Annotated in this window: 14 protein-coding genes; 10 read left to right on the forward strand and 4 right to left on the reverse strand. The window is 43.6% G+C overall.

The genetic code is table 11. The features are described from left to right. Positions 1 to 270 precede the first annotated feature (270 nt). Entirely contained in the window at positions 271 to 1614 is a 1344-nt protein-coding gene (gene accC / locus NWP22_RS11985; RefSeq protein WP_271730865.1) for an acetyl-CoA carboxylase biotin carboxylase subunit, read from the forward strand. Positions 1615 to 1706: 92 nt separating this feature from the next. Here the strand turns inward: accC and NWP22_RS11990 are convergent, their stop codons facing one another. Beyond that, positions 1707 to 2000, reverse strand: coding sequence for a YggT family protein (locus tag NWP22_RS11990; protein ID WP_271730866.1), 294 nt, complete (start codon positions 1998 to 2000; stop codon positions 1707 to 1709). A 200-nt stretch (positions 2001 to 2200) separates the two neighbouring features. Between NWP22_RS11990 and psbX the strand changes: the two genes are divergently transcribed. The 4 genes from psbX to NWP22_RS12010 all read left to right on the forward strand — a co-directional run bounded on the left by psbX (position 2201) and on the right by NWP22_RS12010 (position 4913). Next, a complete protein-coding gene (gene psbX / locus NWP22_RS11995; RefSeq protein WP_200987310.1) occupies positions 2201 to 2320 on the forward strand; it encodes a photosystem II reaction center X protein in 120 nt (39 codons plus the stop codon). Between the two features lie 510 nt (positions 2321 to 2830). Further along, positions 2831 to 3721: a Ycf66 family protein gene (locus NWP22_RS12000; RefSeq protein WP_280801932.1), complete on the forward strand. Its 891-nt coding sequence runs from the start codon at positions 2831 to 2833 to the stop codon at positions 3719 to 3721. 59 nt (positions 3722 to 3780) lie between these two features. Beyond that, positions 3781 to 4332 carry a TolB family protein gene (locus NWP22_RS12005; RefSeq protein ID WP_280801933.1) on the forward strand — a complete coding sequence of 184 codons (552 nt, stop codon included), beginning with the start codon at positions 3781 to 3783 and terminating at the stop codon, positions 4330 to 4332. A 50-nt stretch (positions 4333 to 4382) separates the two neighbouring features. Then, positions 4383 to 4913, forward strand: coding sequence for a TolB family protein (locus tag NWP22_RS12010; protein ID WP_271730870.1), 531 nt, complete (start codon positions 4383 to 4385; stop codon positions 4911 to 4913). 21 nt (positions 4914 to 4934) lie between these two features. Here the strand turns inward: NWP22_RS12010 and NWP22_RS12015 are convergent, their stop codons facing one another. After that, positions 4935 to 5942: a succinate dehydrogenase/fumarate reductase iron-sulfur subunit gene (locus tag NWP22_RS12015; protein WP_280801934.1), complete on the reverse strand. Its 1008-nt coding sequence runs from the start codon at positions 5940 to 5942 to the stop codon at positions 4935 to 4937. Between the two features lie 1361 nt (positions 5943 to 7303). Between NWP22_RS12015 and NWP22_RS12020 the strand changes: the two genes are divergently transcribed. Further along, a complete protein-coding gene (locus NWP22_RS12020) occupies positions 7304 to 7735 on the forward strand; it encodes an AbrB family transcriptional regulator (protein ID WP_271730873.1) in 432 nt (143 codons plus the stop codon). A gap of 427 nt (positions 7736 to 8162) precedes the next feature. Beyond that, positions 8163 to 8987, forward strand: coding sequence for a CPBP family intramembrane glutamic endopeptidase (locus NWP22_RS12025; protein WP_280801935.1), 825 nt, complete (start codon positions 8163 to 8165; stop codon positions 8985 to 8987). Positions 8988 to 9141: 154 nt separating this feature from the next. On the opposite strand, the gene NWP22_RS12030 is transcribed toward NWP22_RS12025, so the two are convergent. Together NWP22_RS12030 and NWP22_RS12035 are read right to left on the reverse strand one after the other, a co-directional pair. Next, positions 9142 to 10095 (reverse strand): heme o synthase, encoded by a 954-nt coding sequence (locus NWP22_RS12030; protein WP_271730875.1) that lies wholly within the window; start codon positions 10093 to 10095, stop codon positions 9142 to 9144. Positions 10096 to 10437: 342 nt separating this feature from the next. Beyond that, a complete protein-coding gene (locus tag NWP22_RS12035; RefSeq protein WP_280801936.1) occupies positions 10438 to 11421 on the reverse strand; it encodes a COX15/CtaA family protein in 984 nt (327 codons plus the stop codon). A gap of 424 nt (positions 11422 to 11845) precedes the next feature. Between NWP22_RS12035 and NWP22_RS12040 the strand changes: the two genes are divergently transcribed. From NWP22_RS12040 to NWP22_RS12050, 3 genes are all read left to right on the forward strand, one after another. Continuing rightward, positions 11846 to 12940 (forward strand): cytochrome c oxidase subunit II, encoded by a 1095-nt coding sequence (locus NWP22_RS12040; protein WP_271730878.1) that lies wholly within the window; start codon positions 11846 to 11848, stop codon positions 12938 to 12940. 150 nt (positions 12941 to 13090) lie between these two features. Continuing rightward, positions 13091 to 14785 carry a cytochrome c oxidase subunit I gene (gene ctaD, locus NWP22_RS12045; RefSeq protein ID WP_271730879.1) on the forward strand — a complete coding sequence of 565 codons (1695 nt, stop codon included), beginning with the start codon at positions 13091 to 13093 and terminating at the stop codon, positions 14783 to 14785. 81 nt (positions 14786 to 14866) lie between these two features. Next, positions 14867 to 15050 (forward strand): MerR family DNA-binding transcriptional regulator (locus NWP22_RS12050; RefSeq protein WP_271730880.1); only part of this gene is annotated, 184 nt, incomplete at its 3' end.

Here is a 15050-nt window from a genome sequence, read left to right on the forward strand (position 1 = left end):
CACGCAATATTTTATTGCGTGCTTTGCAAGCAACTGCCTTTACCGTGACCCATGATTCTATCGTGCTTTCTGACAAGTCAGAATTGACGGATGCCGTAGTTAATCTAGTTTAATCGCTTTGATTAGCTTAAAAGTTGCACAGTTTAGTAAATCTAAAGTCCGGTTGATTTGACGCTCAACAGGATGAATTATCATGACGGTTCAAACCGCTTGCGTCGCTCCCCTCTCAGCACACTTCGTGACTGAGTTTCCCGCATACCATGTATTTCTATGAAGTTTGACAAAATATTAATTGCCAATCGGGGGGAAATTGCCCTTCGCATTCTCCGCGCCTGTGAAGAAATGGGAATCGCCACGGTTGCGGTTCACTCCACAGTTGACCAGAATGCTCTCCACGTTCAACTTGCCGACGAAGCGGTTTGCATTGGCGAACCTGCTAGTAGTAAAAGTTATTTGAATATTCCCAACATTATTTCTGCTGCCCTAACACGTAATGCCAGCGCCATTCACCCTGGTTATGGATTTTTAGCAGAAAATGCCAGATTTGCAGAAATTTGTGCTGACCATCATATTGCCTTTATTGGACCGACTCCTGAAGCCATAAGGCTCATGGGGGATAAATCCACAGCTAAAGAAACCATGCAAAAAGCTTTGGTACCAACTGTACCAGGTAGTGATGGCTTAGTAGAATCCGAACAAGAAGGATTGCTAATTGCCAAGGATATGGATTATCCGGTCATGATTAAAGCTACTGCTGGTGGGGGCGGTAGAGGAATGCGTTTAGTGCGTTCTGAAAGTGAATTTGTCAAACTTTTCTTAGCAGCCCAAGGGGAAGCCGGAGCGGCCTTTGGTAATTCTGGCGTTTATATAGAAAAATTTATTGAACGTCCGCGGCACATTGAATTCCAAATTTTGGCAGATAATTACGGTAACGTTATCCATTTGGGCGAACGAGACTGCTCAATTCAGCGCCGCAATCAAAAGTTACTCGAAGAGGCTCCCAGTCCCGCACTTGACCCAGAACTACGAGAAAAAATGGGACAAGCTGCTGTCAGAGCAGCTCAGTTTATCAACTTTACTGGGGCTGGTACAGTTGAATTTCTTCTAGATAGGTCTGGTAAGTTCTACTTTATGGAAATGAACACCCGGATTCAAGTTGAGCACCCTGTAACAGAAATGGTCACAGGAGTGGACTTAGTTGCTGAACAAATCCGCATTGCCCAAGGGGAAAGACTAAGGATTACCCAAGACCAAGTAATCTTAAGAGGTCATGCTATTGAATGCCGCATTAACGCCGAAGACCCAGAGCATGACTTTCGCCCTGCACCCGGACGTATTAGCGGCTATCTTCCCCCTGGTGGACCCGGTGTCCGTATTGATTCCCATGTTTACACCGACTACCAAATCCCCCCCTATTATGATTCTCTGATTGGTAAATTAATTGTTTGGGGTCCAGACCGAGCTACTGCAATTAACCGCATGAAACGCGCATTGCGAGAGTGTGCCATTACCGGACTTCCCACTACTATTGGATTTCATCAAAAGATTATGGAAAACCCCCGATTCTTGCAAGGTAATGTCTACACCAATTTTGTCCAGGAGATGAACCTTTAGGCTTGGGAAAATAAAAGAGGTTGGGGGAGGGGGTAAAGCAGTTAGTCTGGTGCTAAAATCTTTTACCCTCTTCCTACTCCCACTCCTATTACTTAATTCAAGCGAGTCATCATGGTGAGCAATCCTTGCTGACCGAGCAGAATTTCCCTAATCAGGCTGAGAATTCCTACCCAAAGAATAGGGGTAATATCTACCCCTCCTATGGGCTGCACTAGCTTTCGCAATGGCACTAAAAAGGGTTCAGTAGGCCAAGCTATCAGGTTAAAGGGCAAACGATTCAAGTCCACTTGTGGATACCAAGTCAGAATTATCCGGAAAATAAACAGAAATGTCATCAGTCCCAATAAAGGGCTGAGAATCCAAACAGTCAGGTTAACACCAGTCATTGGTTTGAGCTACTATCTGTGAACTAAGAAAGAATTTAGGCGAAAGCCAGCAAGGCTGCAATGTTTGAATGTTCTTGGTTCAATTTTAACGAATTCCAGGAAGGATACTTTTTTTCACTCACCAGTCAGGATGTTGCACTTTTTTGGCGAGACACCATATTAGAATTATGATCAAGTGTGTAAAAAAAAGGTTTAGAACTATGACGCCTTCATTAGCAAATTTTCTTTGGAGTCTGTTTTGGGGTGGTGTGATTGTAGTACTCCCTGCTACAGTTGGGCTGATTTTCATTAGCCAAAAAGATAAAATCCAGCGTTCATAATTCCTGGGAGAGTCGCTTTGACTCTCATAAAAATATCGCGGTCAGCTGGAAAATCAGCGACTTTAGCCCGCAGAGGAAAGCCACTAGGTGGTTAAAACCACCGTGGTCTTTTCTGGGGAAAAGTAACCAGTAAGCTAGGCTTATACTTTAGCCGACTGGGTAAACGGTTTTTGACGACCGTAGCGAGAGTAAGACTGTGGGGTTAGACCTAAAGTTACTCTGTCAGCAGGATCTCAGTGTCTTTACACCATTGCATATTTTCTCAGCTAGGCATCTTGCGGGGCTGAATTATGCGAGTTAAAAAATATGATGTAGCTTACCCAATTGCACCAACAGCAAACAGTCCCCCCACTGAGGACAAGCTATACTTTGACTAGCTGGCGATAAACAGCTTCAGAGCTTCTTTCCCAGAGGCTTTGAAGCTTCAATATATTGTTGATATTGTGCCTGATTAGAGTAGTGATTTTAATTGTGACTCGCTAACATAGATTTGATATTTGGAAAAGAACAATGGTAAATTTTGGGCTGAACTCAGCCAGCGTTCTGGCTCAGGTCAATTTTGGGACGAACTCAGCCAGTATTCTAGGAATTTTCCTGGCTGTGTCTGGGGCAGCACTGTATTTTCTCCGCACTGTGCGTCCAGAACTGTCACGAGATCAAGATATTTTCTTTGCAGCAGTGGGCTTACTCTGCGGGTTTATTCTCATTTTCCAAGGGTGGCGGTTAGACCCAATTTTACAATTTAATCAGCTGCTTTTAGTCGGATCAACTGTATTTTTTGCAGTTGAAAGTATTCGTTTGCGAGGTATAGCTACTCAACAAGCTAAGCGGAATACTCCTATTGTGGATGAGGATCGAGAAGTAAGCAGAAGCTATTCCTACGATCGCAGGGGATATGAGGCTGAGGTAGAAGAAGACTTAGAACCCCTTCCCTATGAAGACGAAGAACCACCTGTGCGCCCTCGTATTCGGGGTAGCAGGGATACTCGTTCCCCCCGTGATGAATACTATGAGGATCAACCACCTCGCCGCCCAGAACGCCGCAGTGGTAGGGAAAGACCAGAAACCCCAGACAGAAAGCGTCGTCCTAGTTCTGTCCGTCCTGGGAGTCGCAGTCGTGAGAGTTTTGAAGCAGAAAATTGGAGTGCTGATAGGGAAGTTGATGATTGGGATACTTCAGGTACTGAAGGGAGAAAATCTTCGAGCCGTAACACTAATAGACCACCACGTCGGGAAACTCGCGACCAGGATCTCCTTTCCCGAACCAGAAAGCGCCGGCCGTCTCCAGACTCAAGTTCACCTAGACCCATTGATGATGATGCAATACCAACTGAATACGTACCATATAACCCGATAGAAAACCCCAATCGGGAGCCAGATAATTTGACCGATTTGGATTAGGGTGTTATCTAATACGATTGGCTGTGCATTAGGTCTGGAGGCGATGGAAGACAATTGAGGTGAAAAGACTTACGCCTAGATTTTGGCTCCAAAGACCAATTCGTTGGAGCCTGGTTTTTAGCTTTGCTAGTTTATTGTTATCTTGCAGTACCAACGAAATACCCTTAGGGCCTACTTCCCTCAACAGTCGCTACACTGAAGAGCAACCTGCATTGAGTGGAAATGGTCGCTTTTTAGCATTTATATCTAATCGTAATGGTACTCACCAACTGTTGGTCTATGACTTGGAAGAACAACGGTTGGTTAGCATACCGGGTTTAAATAGACCCAGGACGATTACTGAAAATCCTAGCCTGAGCTATACCGGACGTTACATTGCTTATCTGACCAGTGACCAAGGTAGACCTGTTGTAGCACTTTATGATCGCGCTACGCAAAATTCACAAGTTATGACTCCCACTTATCGCGGCTGGTTGAGAAATCCGGGAATTAGCCCAGATGGACGTTATATTGTTTTTGAAACCGCTAGCCGTGGTCAGTGGGATATTGAAGTTTTAGACCGCGGACCAGATATTGAGTTAGATATTCCCAACGGTGCGAGTGTGAGATAATCATCCGTTAGGTAATTTATCTGTGTTCATCAGCATTGACTAATGACGAAATGAATAATCGAACTATTTTTATACCTATACTTGTTGCTGGGTTGGGCTTATTGGCTGGCTGCGTCGGCTATCCTCGCTTAGTCAATTATCCTTTTGATCCTGGTGGTCGGAGTCTTAACAGTCCAGCTTCGGAACTAAATCCCCAAACTTCAGGGAGATATATTGTTTTTACCAGCGATCGCCGGGGTAGCCAAGATGTTTATATGTTCGATACACTAACTCGCACCTTGGTAGATTTACCGGGTTTAAATTCCTTCGATACCATCGCCTCTCATCCTAGTGTTGCTGAGAATGGTCAGTACATTGTTTTTGCGGCTAGTCGTCAGGGGCGATCTACTATTTTTCTCTATGACCGAGAAACTAGACAATCGAGAAATTTAACTAATAACTTGCTAGCAGAAGTCCGCAACCCTACGATTAGCGCTGATGGTCGCAGGATTGCGTTTGAGTATAGTAACAATGGTCAATGGGATGTTTTAGTTTATGAACAATCGGGACAAAGGTTGAATATACCTCAAGAGCCGCGCTGAAAATAGAGACTGGGAAATTTATCAATCAGGGGTTTTCTTTTTCTTTTGTACAGATTCAATCAGCGATCGCACTTGTTGAGTACCTTGGGAAGGTTCAAAGGAAAGTGGGAATTTACCGCGCACTATCATTCGTAAACCAAGAGGTGCAAGACTCAGTAGTCCTTTCAAGTCCCGAAAGTAGTTACCAACCACTTGGATACCAAATTGACGTTCATCGATCCAACCACCTTCTTTCACCAAATCTACTAATACTTTGCGGTGGCGAATTGAGCGACTGTCTTGGGCTTGTTTGCGTTGCAGAATTTCCTGTTTAATTTTTGTGATTTGCTCCAATGGTGCTACCTCCATCGGACAAACTGAGTCACAGTAGAAACAACGAGTACAACCCCATACCCCTTTAGTTCCTTGGTTATAAGTTTCTAAGCGATTTTCGGTTTCACCATCACGAGAGTCAGCCACCATGCGATAGGCTTTGGCTAGTGCATGAGGACCAACAAAATCTGGATTAACTTCACGGGCATTACATTCAGAATAACAAGCACCACACATGATACAATTACCTGTCTGATCAAGACGCGATCGCTCCTGTGGTGTTTGTAAAAATTCCCTTTCCGGAACTTGTCGCGCCGCTGTACTTACATAAGGAGCTACTGCATCTAGATGATTCCAGAAACTAGTCATGTCAACGACCAAATCTTTAATTACCGGCATATTACCTAAAGGAGCTACTGTAATTTCCCGAATTGTGTTGCCGTTATTTTCCCCTCCAGGGATTTGTGGTAATCTAGCTAGTTCACTACCGACATTTTCCTTACAAGCTAAAGCCGAACGCCCATTGATTCCCATAGCACAGCTACCGCAAATTGTATTGCGGCAATTTTTGCGAAAAGCGAGTGTTCCATCTTGTTCCCACTTAATTCGATTGAGGCAATCCAAGATTGTATTGCCAGAATCTACCTGTAAAAGGTAAGTTTGTACAACAGGAGAGAAATTTTGTTGCTGCCGAATGATTTTAAATAAAACTTCCATTATCACCAACCACAATCTTCAAATTATATTGCCAGCCGCAGAAGTCGTGAATCAAGCCTGGTGGTTACACTTGAGCTATACTCTTGTTCACCCTAATGGCCAGCCCAGTGTTAATAGGCTGCTCACACAAGAGCAACTGATTCTAGTTTAAGGATAACCATTCATATTCAATTTGTAGGGGTGCTACAACTGAGATTCTTGTCAACCTCTCAAATCAAAGGCAAATCATGTAGTTATGGTGGGGGGAATATTTAACCTAATTGTTTCACAGCAGAAGCACAAGTCGGTTTTTCAGGAGAAACAGCTAGGTTCATATCCTGCATAGTGAATATATCTAAACTCAATCCATTCATGTTTCTCAATATCTCTTGATGTTAAGAGTAATGGCAGCCATTGGCGCATAAAATCCCTAATCTAGTCGCAAAGGGATAGTTTTTTTGTGTATATGTCAGCGCTGAACCTGTGGGATATCATCGGGTGATAAGCAGGTATTTGCAAGATATGGGAAAATTTATTCTTCCCCAAGACAGACGTATATAATCTCTATCCGCTGTTTGTCTCATGAGAATAAACCATCAGGACAATCCTCACTTAGGGGATGTGTGTACAAAATCAAGTAAATTTGGGATTTTACTCAATTGTCAAAACTCCTCATCTAAATTTAGATGAATTTTTATAAAAGTCTCGCTGCAATATTCAATAGGGCAAAAAGTCCGATGAATCCCACTTTTTGACTCCCCAAGGTTAGATATTTAGATTTAAGTTTTTAGTCGCAGTTCAATTAAAAACTAAACAATTATTTTGCTATTATTAGTTCATGCTAGTATTTAATATAAAATTACGAACTAACAAATCCAGTACCAATAGCTGCATAAGCACCGCTAATGCTGATTTGTAAATTCGTAATGTAGAGACAAAAAAATTCACGTCTCTACAGGCAGAACAAAGGTGTATGTCCGTAAGAGCCTATTCAAATACCATGCTGTCTTGGTCTGGAGAGTCAGATTAGGGAAAACCTCACAACTCAAAGGCAATAAAGGCCAGCACTGAAAGTTGAAAGCCAGCAATTTATTTGGTCTACGACTTATTTGTAGTCGCACTCAAATAACTTGTTCAGGTGGCTGAAAGTGACACTGCTACAGTAGCGCCAACACATAAAATCAATTGATTTCCCATGGTGATTTCTGGTGAAAAGTGCCGTAAAATCCCTGAAATCAATGTTTGTGGACACCATGACCTCTAGTCTGTTGTGGGTGACCATAATAGAATTTATCCCTCACCCCAGAGTCATGAGTAGTCAAATACTGGCATGAGACAACTTTGTTTATCAGTTTGGAGAAAGTAAGGAAAATTTGAGCGTAATGACTGAAACTGCAACCGCACCATTAACTGGAAAAGCATTGCTTGCTAAGGTGAAAGAATTATCTAATTTACCACGCCGAGAAAGAGCCAAGCAGTGCGGATATTACACCGTTACTAAGAATAATCAAGTTCGCGTCAATCTCACAGATTTTTATGATGCTCTGCTATCGGCTAGAGGAATTCCTCTGAGTCCCGAAGCACCTAAAGATGGTCGTGGTCGTGAACCGACATATCGTGTCAGCGTTCATCAAAACGGTCAAATTGTGATTGGTGCTACCTACACTAAGGCAATGAACTTAAAGCCGGGTGATGAGTTTGAAATCAGACTGGGATATAAACATATCCACTTAATTCAACTGGGAGAAAGTGATAAAAAAGTGACTTCAGTAGATATAGACTCAGAAGACTCCGATGAAGATTTGGAAGAGTAAGTTTGCCCATGGTATGAATAAGTTAACAGTCAAGGCTTTATCGAAAAAATGGGTTTAAAACCCCGTTGTTCTACGACGGCTTTTCTTGATTCTTGCAAAAAAACTTGCCTAAAAAAACAACAAAAAGCTAAAATGCAATAGTCGGCATGGGGCATCGGCACGACTTTAAATGGACAGAGAGTGACTATAAGACTGCTTCGGCAGCGAGTTACTGTGAACTGTCAAGAATCACCGATAGCGTAGCGTGGCGTAAGCCATACTTCAAGATCGGTGAGTATGTCAAAACTAATTCGTACCACTACAGCCAAGCGCTAATTCTCTTTGCTTGAACTTTGTAACATGGGAACAATACGATTAGACCCCTTGCACAAGTGACAAACTCTAGTAGAGTCTTGATTAACAAGCAGGAAGTCTATCGTGTTTTTTTATGTCTATTTTGATAAAAATATCCAATAGCGTAGCAGCATTTATACAAGATGCATCAATGCTGGTTATGGTGATGACATTTTTTATCACCTGGATAGGGTGCTGGTTACCAATAGCAGCAGTCATCGCCATCAGACTGAATTGGCAACCTACCAAAGCTTTACAACCGGAACAAAAATTACCCTTGTTAGTGCCACTTTACTTATTAGCGCCCCTGGTTCTCTGGGTAGTGATTTGGCTATCCCATAAATCTTTTTCAGATTATGGCTTGGTGGCCAGTGTTTCCCTGCTCAGTTCCCTAGGGCTGGGTTTCGGTTTGGGAGTATTGAGCCTAGCAATGATGTTTACGTCCCAATTCTGGCTAGGCTGGTGCTATTTAGAAAAATCAAATATTAAATTTATACCATCGATTTTATTGATAGCCTTATTAGTTGGGGGCATAGAAGAGTTAGTTTTTCGTGGTTTCTTGTTAACTGAATTGGAGCGTGATTACCCACTGTGGGTAGCAGCAACAATTTCCAGCTTAATTTTTGCCCTTCTGCACTTAGTATGGGAACAACGGGAAACCAAACCCCAAATTCCTGGATTATGGCTGATGGGAATGATGCTGGTATTAGCCAGGATTACTGATGGGGGCAGTTTGGGTATAGCTTGGGGATTACATACAGCATTAGTATGGGCGATCGCGACCATAGATACAGCACAACTAATTAGCTATACTGGTAAAGCCTCAGAATGGTGGACTGGTAAAAACAAAAAACCCCTGGCGGGGGCGGCGGGAATTATTTGTGTGTTGGGAACAGGGTTAATTATGTGGGCATTGTGATAAATAGCACACACTATCGTAATCAATCCTAATTTAAAAGTCAGATTTAGATTGACCAGTGCATACAAGCTGAGAGTCTGACAAGCAGAATAGATGATGGTGGGTTAGTAATCGCTAACCCACCATCAGATTTTTGGGAATTGTACCCCATTCTTTAACTGATAAAATGCAGCTGGGTGATGATCATAGTCATGAGATTATGGGTAATCGGGAGACTATCTATCACCATACCCAAACATAACAGCATCATGTAAGAGATGGAATAGAGAAACAACTCTCTAGCCACAGTGCGATCCTCTGGACTGTGTAACAAACGCCAAGATTTGTGAACAAATAATCCTCCCAGACTGAGGGCGATCGCCGCATAAACAAATCCACTAGCGTGCAAAGGATAAACAAGTAAGATAGTAGTACCAACGGTGACCAGTGTATAGTACCAAATCTGCTTGACTGTTGCCATATCACCCTCAACCACAGGTAACATTGGGATACCAACTTTTGCGTAGTCATCCCGAATCATCAGCGCTAACGCCCAGAAATGGGGAGGTGTCCATAAAAAAACTATGGCAAAAATTAACCATGCTGCCCAGCTTAAAGTCCCTGTGACAGCCGCCCAACCAACTAAAGCGGGAATTGCTCCAGCAGCGCCACCAATGACAATATTTTGAGTGCTGTGGCGTTTTAACCAGTGGGTATAGACCAAAACATAAAAGATAATGCCGGAGAATGCTAGAGAAGCAGCGAGTAAATTGGCGAATACTGCGAGTAGGGTGAAAGACATCACCGCCAGAGCGATGGCAAAAATCAGGGCATCACGGGGCTGGATCTTACCAGAAGGGATAGGACGATGACGCGTCCGCTCCATATCATAGTCAATATCCCGGTCATAGATACAGTTAATGGTTTGGGCGCTAGCGGCTGCCAAAGTACCACCAGTAAGAGTTACTAACAGCAACAATGGATCTACTTGTCCCTGAGCAGCAATCCACATACTTCCAGCCGTGGTAATCAGCAGCAAGGGAATAATCCGCGGCTTTGTGAGTTGGTAGTAGCTTTGGATGACTTGGAGAAATGTTTGGTTTTGGCGAGAGACATTAGTCTCAATCATGTTAGCTCTTGTTCCTTATTTTTCAACAACTTTTATGCAGCCCCTGCTCATACTGAGTTGACATTAAAAATAGTTACTGATCCTCAGGGAAGACGAGGAAGATGAGGAGGATGGAGAAGATCGGGAAGATTGTGATCAGGTTCCCTGATCTTTCCTGGCTCCCCCATAAACCCTTGTTCAGACTAGCTAGTGAAAGTTGAGACTTTTCTTGGGCGTGCAAGCAGTTTTGGTTTTTATGGTGTTACCACTTCTAATAGCTGGGGGTTGTTGCTAGATGTGATGGCAATTTGATTTCCTGCCGTGGCAAGCTACATAGCAATGGGGAAACGAACCCGAATTAAGTTATGCATTGGTTCCATTTATTGGTGTACTGATAACATTCGCTGTTGAAGCAACAGGGTAAGCATTGATTTCACTGGCCATAGCCGAGTCGCGTAGTGCTAGAACTGTAAAAGCTACTAAAGTACCAAGCAAAGCCGCCCCAACAGTTTGGTGAGAAACTGTCAAAAGCTCGACTTGGAGATGTAATCGGAAAGTGGCAACTCCTAAGAAGATTTGTAACATCAGCAACCCACCAGCCATAGTTGCCAATCGCCGCAAAGCTGGATGGAGTGCTGGCGTGCGCCAGGATATGAATACCACTGCCAAAGTAGCCACAGTAGGCGGTATCAAGCCAAAAATATGGCTATACATCACATTACAAAGCTGAGAATCACCAAAGCATTGGTGTAAGGCCCAGCGAGACCCTACTAAAGCGCCTAGTATACTTTGCAGATAGACAAAAATAACGGCACTCAAACCCAACCAAGGTAACTTACCAACAGTTCCAGTTCCTTGATAGGGAGTCAGCGCGATGCCAACAACCAGTAGGGTAGTGAAAAATAACAGCGCCGTTCCCAAATGGGCAGTGACGATATCAAACCGCAACAGTTGGGTAACGGTAAGTCCTCCCAAAATCCCTTGGAAGACGATTAAAAATAGGGCAAATGTCGATGCCCAGGGCAGCCAAGTGGGTAAGCAACGACGATACCACCAGGACAACCCAGCCAGGGCTATGGCGCTCAAACCAATTAACCCTGCATCCAATCTGTGAAACCACTCCAAGAAAACTTGAAGATTCATTTGTCTAGTGGGCACCAATTCCCCATAGCACAATGGCCAGTCCGGACAAGCCAGCCCAGCATTCATCACACGGGTGGCACTGCCTATGGCCATCAAAATCAAGGTGGCTATGCAAATTTTCCACACCAAGCGACGAATTAATTCCTGGGGCTTTCGCTGCTCGGCGGCCGCTTCATTTTGTTGTTCTAGGACAAATTCATTCATGAACAGTACCTTCCGCCCGCTCTTGGTTGAGCTGCCGTTAAATTTTCCAAGTTTGAGTACCAATCTATCTACACCCTAACCTATGCAGCCGGGTGGAAAAGATTGGCTTGCACTTATACTTTGGATCACTCTAGCTAGTTTTAGCCGAGCTTTAGGTATTTTTTAATTTGTTAACGATTAATAATTATTGATTAATTTTACCAATCTGAAATATTTATGGGATTTTACATAGCATTGACACTAAGCTATGTCTAGCCATAAATGTATAAAAATCTCTAAAATAGATATGTGATGCTCAAAACTATGAACTTAGTTGGAAAAATTAATAAAATCTTAAAACCATTAGACTCCAGATTTAATTGCCTGAACTACCTTAGTAAGTGGGTAGCATAGAGATAACGTAGTAAATTCATTTAAGTAAACCGTGAAGATTCCAAGTTCCATCTGGACACTACTAATTGGCATCGTACTAACGCTATCGAGCCTTTGGTACGGTCAAAATCACGGTCTGTTGCCAACAGCAGCCACAGACGAAGCCGTTTTAGTGGATGGTCTGTTTAACACCATGATGATCGTTTCCACAGGTATATTCTTACTTGTGGAAGGTATTTTGATCTACTCGGCAATTAAATACCGGCGACGGGCCGGTGACCTTGAAGATGGACCACCAATTGAGGGCAATGTGCCTTTAGAAATCCTCTGGACAGCGATACCAGCCATTATCGTCCTCGGTATTTCTGTTTATAGTTTTGAGGTATATAACGACATTGGCGGCTTTGATCCCCATTCTGTTCATGAAGCGCCGATGACTCAGGAGTCTATGACAATGCCGGGGGCTGCGATTGCAGCAACTTTAAGCGATACACCCCCCAGCACAGGGGGGAACCGAAATCAAGAACAGTCTGAGGAGGCAATGCAAGACCCAGCCACAGCAGCAGTCCGTAATGCTGACCAAATTCCCCAAAAGCGGAATGCGCCCGGTGTAGGTAGTGTGGCTCCCACTATTGGGGGAAGTCCCGAAAAGGCTGGTCTACCACCAGAATTACGGGTTAATGTGACTGGTTTACAATATGCTTGGCTTTTCACCTATCCTGATACGGGGGTCACTACAGGTGAGCTACACCTTCCAGTAGGTCGAGAAGTGGAAATCAACATGACAGCCAATGATGTTATCCATGCTTTCTGGGTTCCTGAGTTCCGCCTAAAACAAGATGCTATCCCCGGTAGACAAAGCGAAATTCGGTTCACTCCCAGATTAGCTGGTACTTACGACCTGATTTGTGCCGAACTTTGTGGCCCTTACCACGGAGCAATGAAAACCCAAGTAGTAGTAGAAACCCAACAAGCCTATGAAGCTTGGATGCAAGAACAATTGGTTGCTAGTAGCGAAACCCTAAACCAAGCCGTTGCTGTTAATCCTGCTGATTTGTCCGCAGATGAATTTCTCAGTCCTTACACTAGGGATATGGGTATACAGCCAGAGATGCTACATCATATGCACCAAAAGATTGTTGAGTAAACAGTGCGGCTAGCTGAGTCAGGATTTCATCCCTCACTAAGCACATAAATTCATGGTCATTCAATCCATACAAACAAGTCAGGAAAGCGAAGAAAGTCATTTTACTAATGACTAATGACCAATGACTAATGAGTAATGACTAATTAACTTATGACACAAACTCAGTTAGAAAAAACTGCCAATATTCCGCCTCATATAGAAGAACCACAAGAAAGACATTGGCGAGACTTTTTTGGTTTCAGCACCGACCATAAGGTAATTGGGATTCAATACCTAGTTACATCCTTTGTTTTCTACTGCATTGGCGGCGTGATGGCTGACTTGGTGCGGACAGAACTACGTACCCCAGAGGTAGATTTTGTCAGCCCGGAAATTTATAACAGTTTATTTACACTGCACGCCACAATCATGATTTTTCTGTGGATTGTGCCAGCAGGTGCAGGATTTGCTAACTATCTCATTCCCCTGATGATTGGGGCTAGAGATATGGCATTTCCGCGCTTGAATGCTGTAGCTTTTTGGATGATTCCCCCTGCGGGTGTGTTGCTGATCGCTAGTTTAGCCCTGGGTGATGCGCCTGATGCTGGATGGACTTCCTACCCTCCTTTGAGCTTGGTAACAGGCCAAGTGGGTGAGGCTATCTGGATTATGAGTGTGCTGCTATTGGGTACATCCTCGATTTTGGGAGCCATTAACTTTATTGTTACCATCCTGAAGATGCGTGTTCCCAGTATGGGCTTTCATCAAATGCCTTTGTTTTGTTGGTCAATGTTGGCCACTTCTGCTTTAGTGTTGCTATCTACACCAGTACTAGCAGGGGCGCTGATTCTTCTGGGCTTTGACTTATTAGCAGGAACAACATTTTTTAACCCCACTGGCGGGGGGGATCCGGTGGTTTACCAGCATATGTTCTGGTTTTATTCTCACCCGGCGGTTTATATCATGATTTTGCCTTTCTTTGGGGCAATTTCGGAAATTTTGCCGGTTCATGCCCGCAAGCCAATTTTTGGCTATAAGGCGATCGCCTATTCTTCTCTGGCTATCAGTTTCTTAGGGCTAATCGTCTGGGCGCATCATATGTTTACAAGTGGTGTCCCCGGTTGGTTACGAATGTTTTTTATGATCACCACCATGATCATTGCTGTACCCACTGGGATTAAGATCTTTGGTTGGTTAGCAACTATTTGGGGTGGCAAAATTAGCCTCAATAGTCCCATGATTTTTGCCATGGGCTTTTTAGGAACCTTCGTGATTGGCGGGGTTAGTGGTGTAATGTTAGCCGCAGTCCCCTTTGATATTCACGTTCATGATACTTATTTTGTAGTGGCACATTTGCACTACGTTCTGTTTGGTGGTAGTGTCTTAGGAATTTTTGCCGCTATTTATCACTGGTTCCCAAAAATGACGGGACGGATGATGAACGAATTTTGGGGTAAAGTTCATGCTGTTTTAACCATTGTCGGTCTGAATATGACCTTCTTACCCATGCACAAACTGGGTCTGATGGGGATGAACCGCCGTATTGCCCAATATGACCCAAAATTCACCTCCTTGAATGAAATCTGCACCTACGGGTCTTATATTCTGGCGATTTCAACATTACCCTTTATCATCAATGCCATTTGGAGTTGGTGGTATGGACAAAAAGCTGGTGATAATCCTTGGCGGGGACTGACCTTAGAATGGACCACCACCTCACCACCAGCCATTGAGAATTTCGAGAAACTCCCGGTCTTAGCTACAGGCCCCTATGATTATGGCGTAGGTAAGAAAGAAGTGGATATTCAGCAGGTGTTGAGCCTCGAACCTGATGAACCATATCCCACCATTGAGTCTGGCGTTTAACAGTAGCGAGTAGGGGTTAGCCAATAGCTAGTTATTTGCTAACAATAGATTATATATGCTCATAACTGCTAATATAGTAGTATGGCTTATGTACCACTACGAGAAGCAGTCAAACAACTGGGACTGCACCCAAACACTTTAAGGAAGTACGCAGACAATGGCAAGATTGAAAGCATCAAAAACGAAGCAGGACAAAGACTTTTTCACGTTGAATCCTACCTCCGTGGTGCAGCTAGAACTTCCATTGTCTGCTACTGCCGAGTTA

The sequence above is a fragment of the Anabaenopsis tanganyikae CS-531 genome (assembly GCF_029891675.1).
GTDB classification, from domain to species: Bacteria; Cyanobacteriota; Cyanobacteriia; order Cyanobacteriales; family Nostocaceae; genus Anabaenopsis; species Anabaenopsis arnoldii.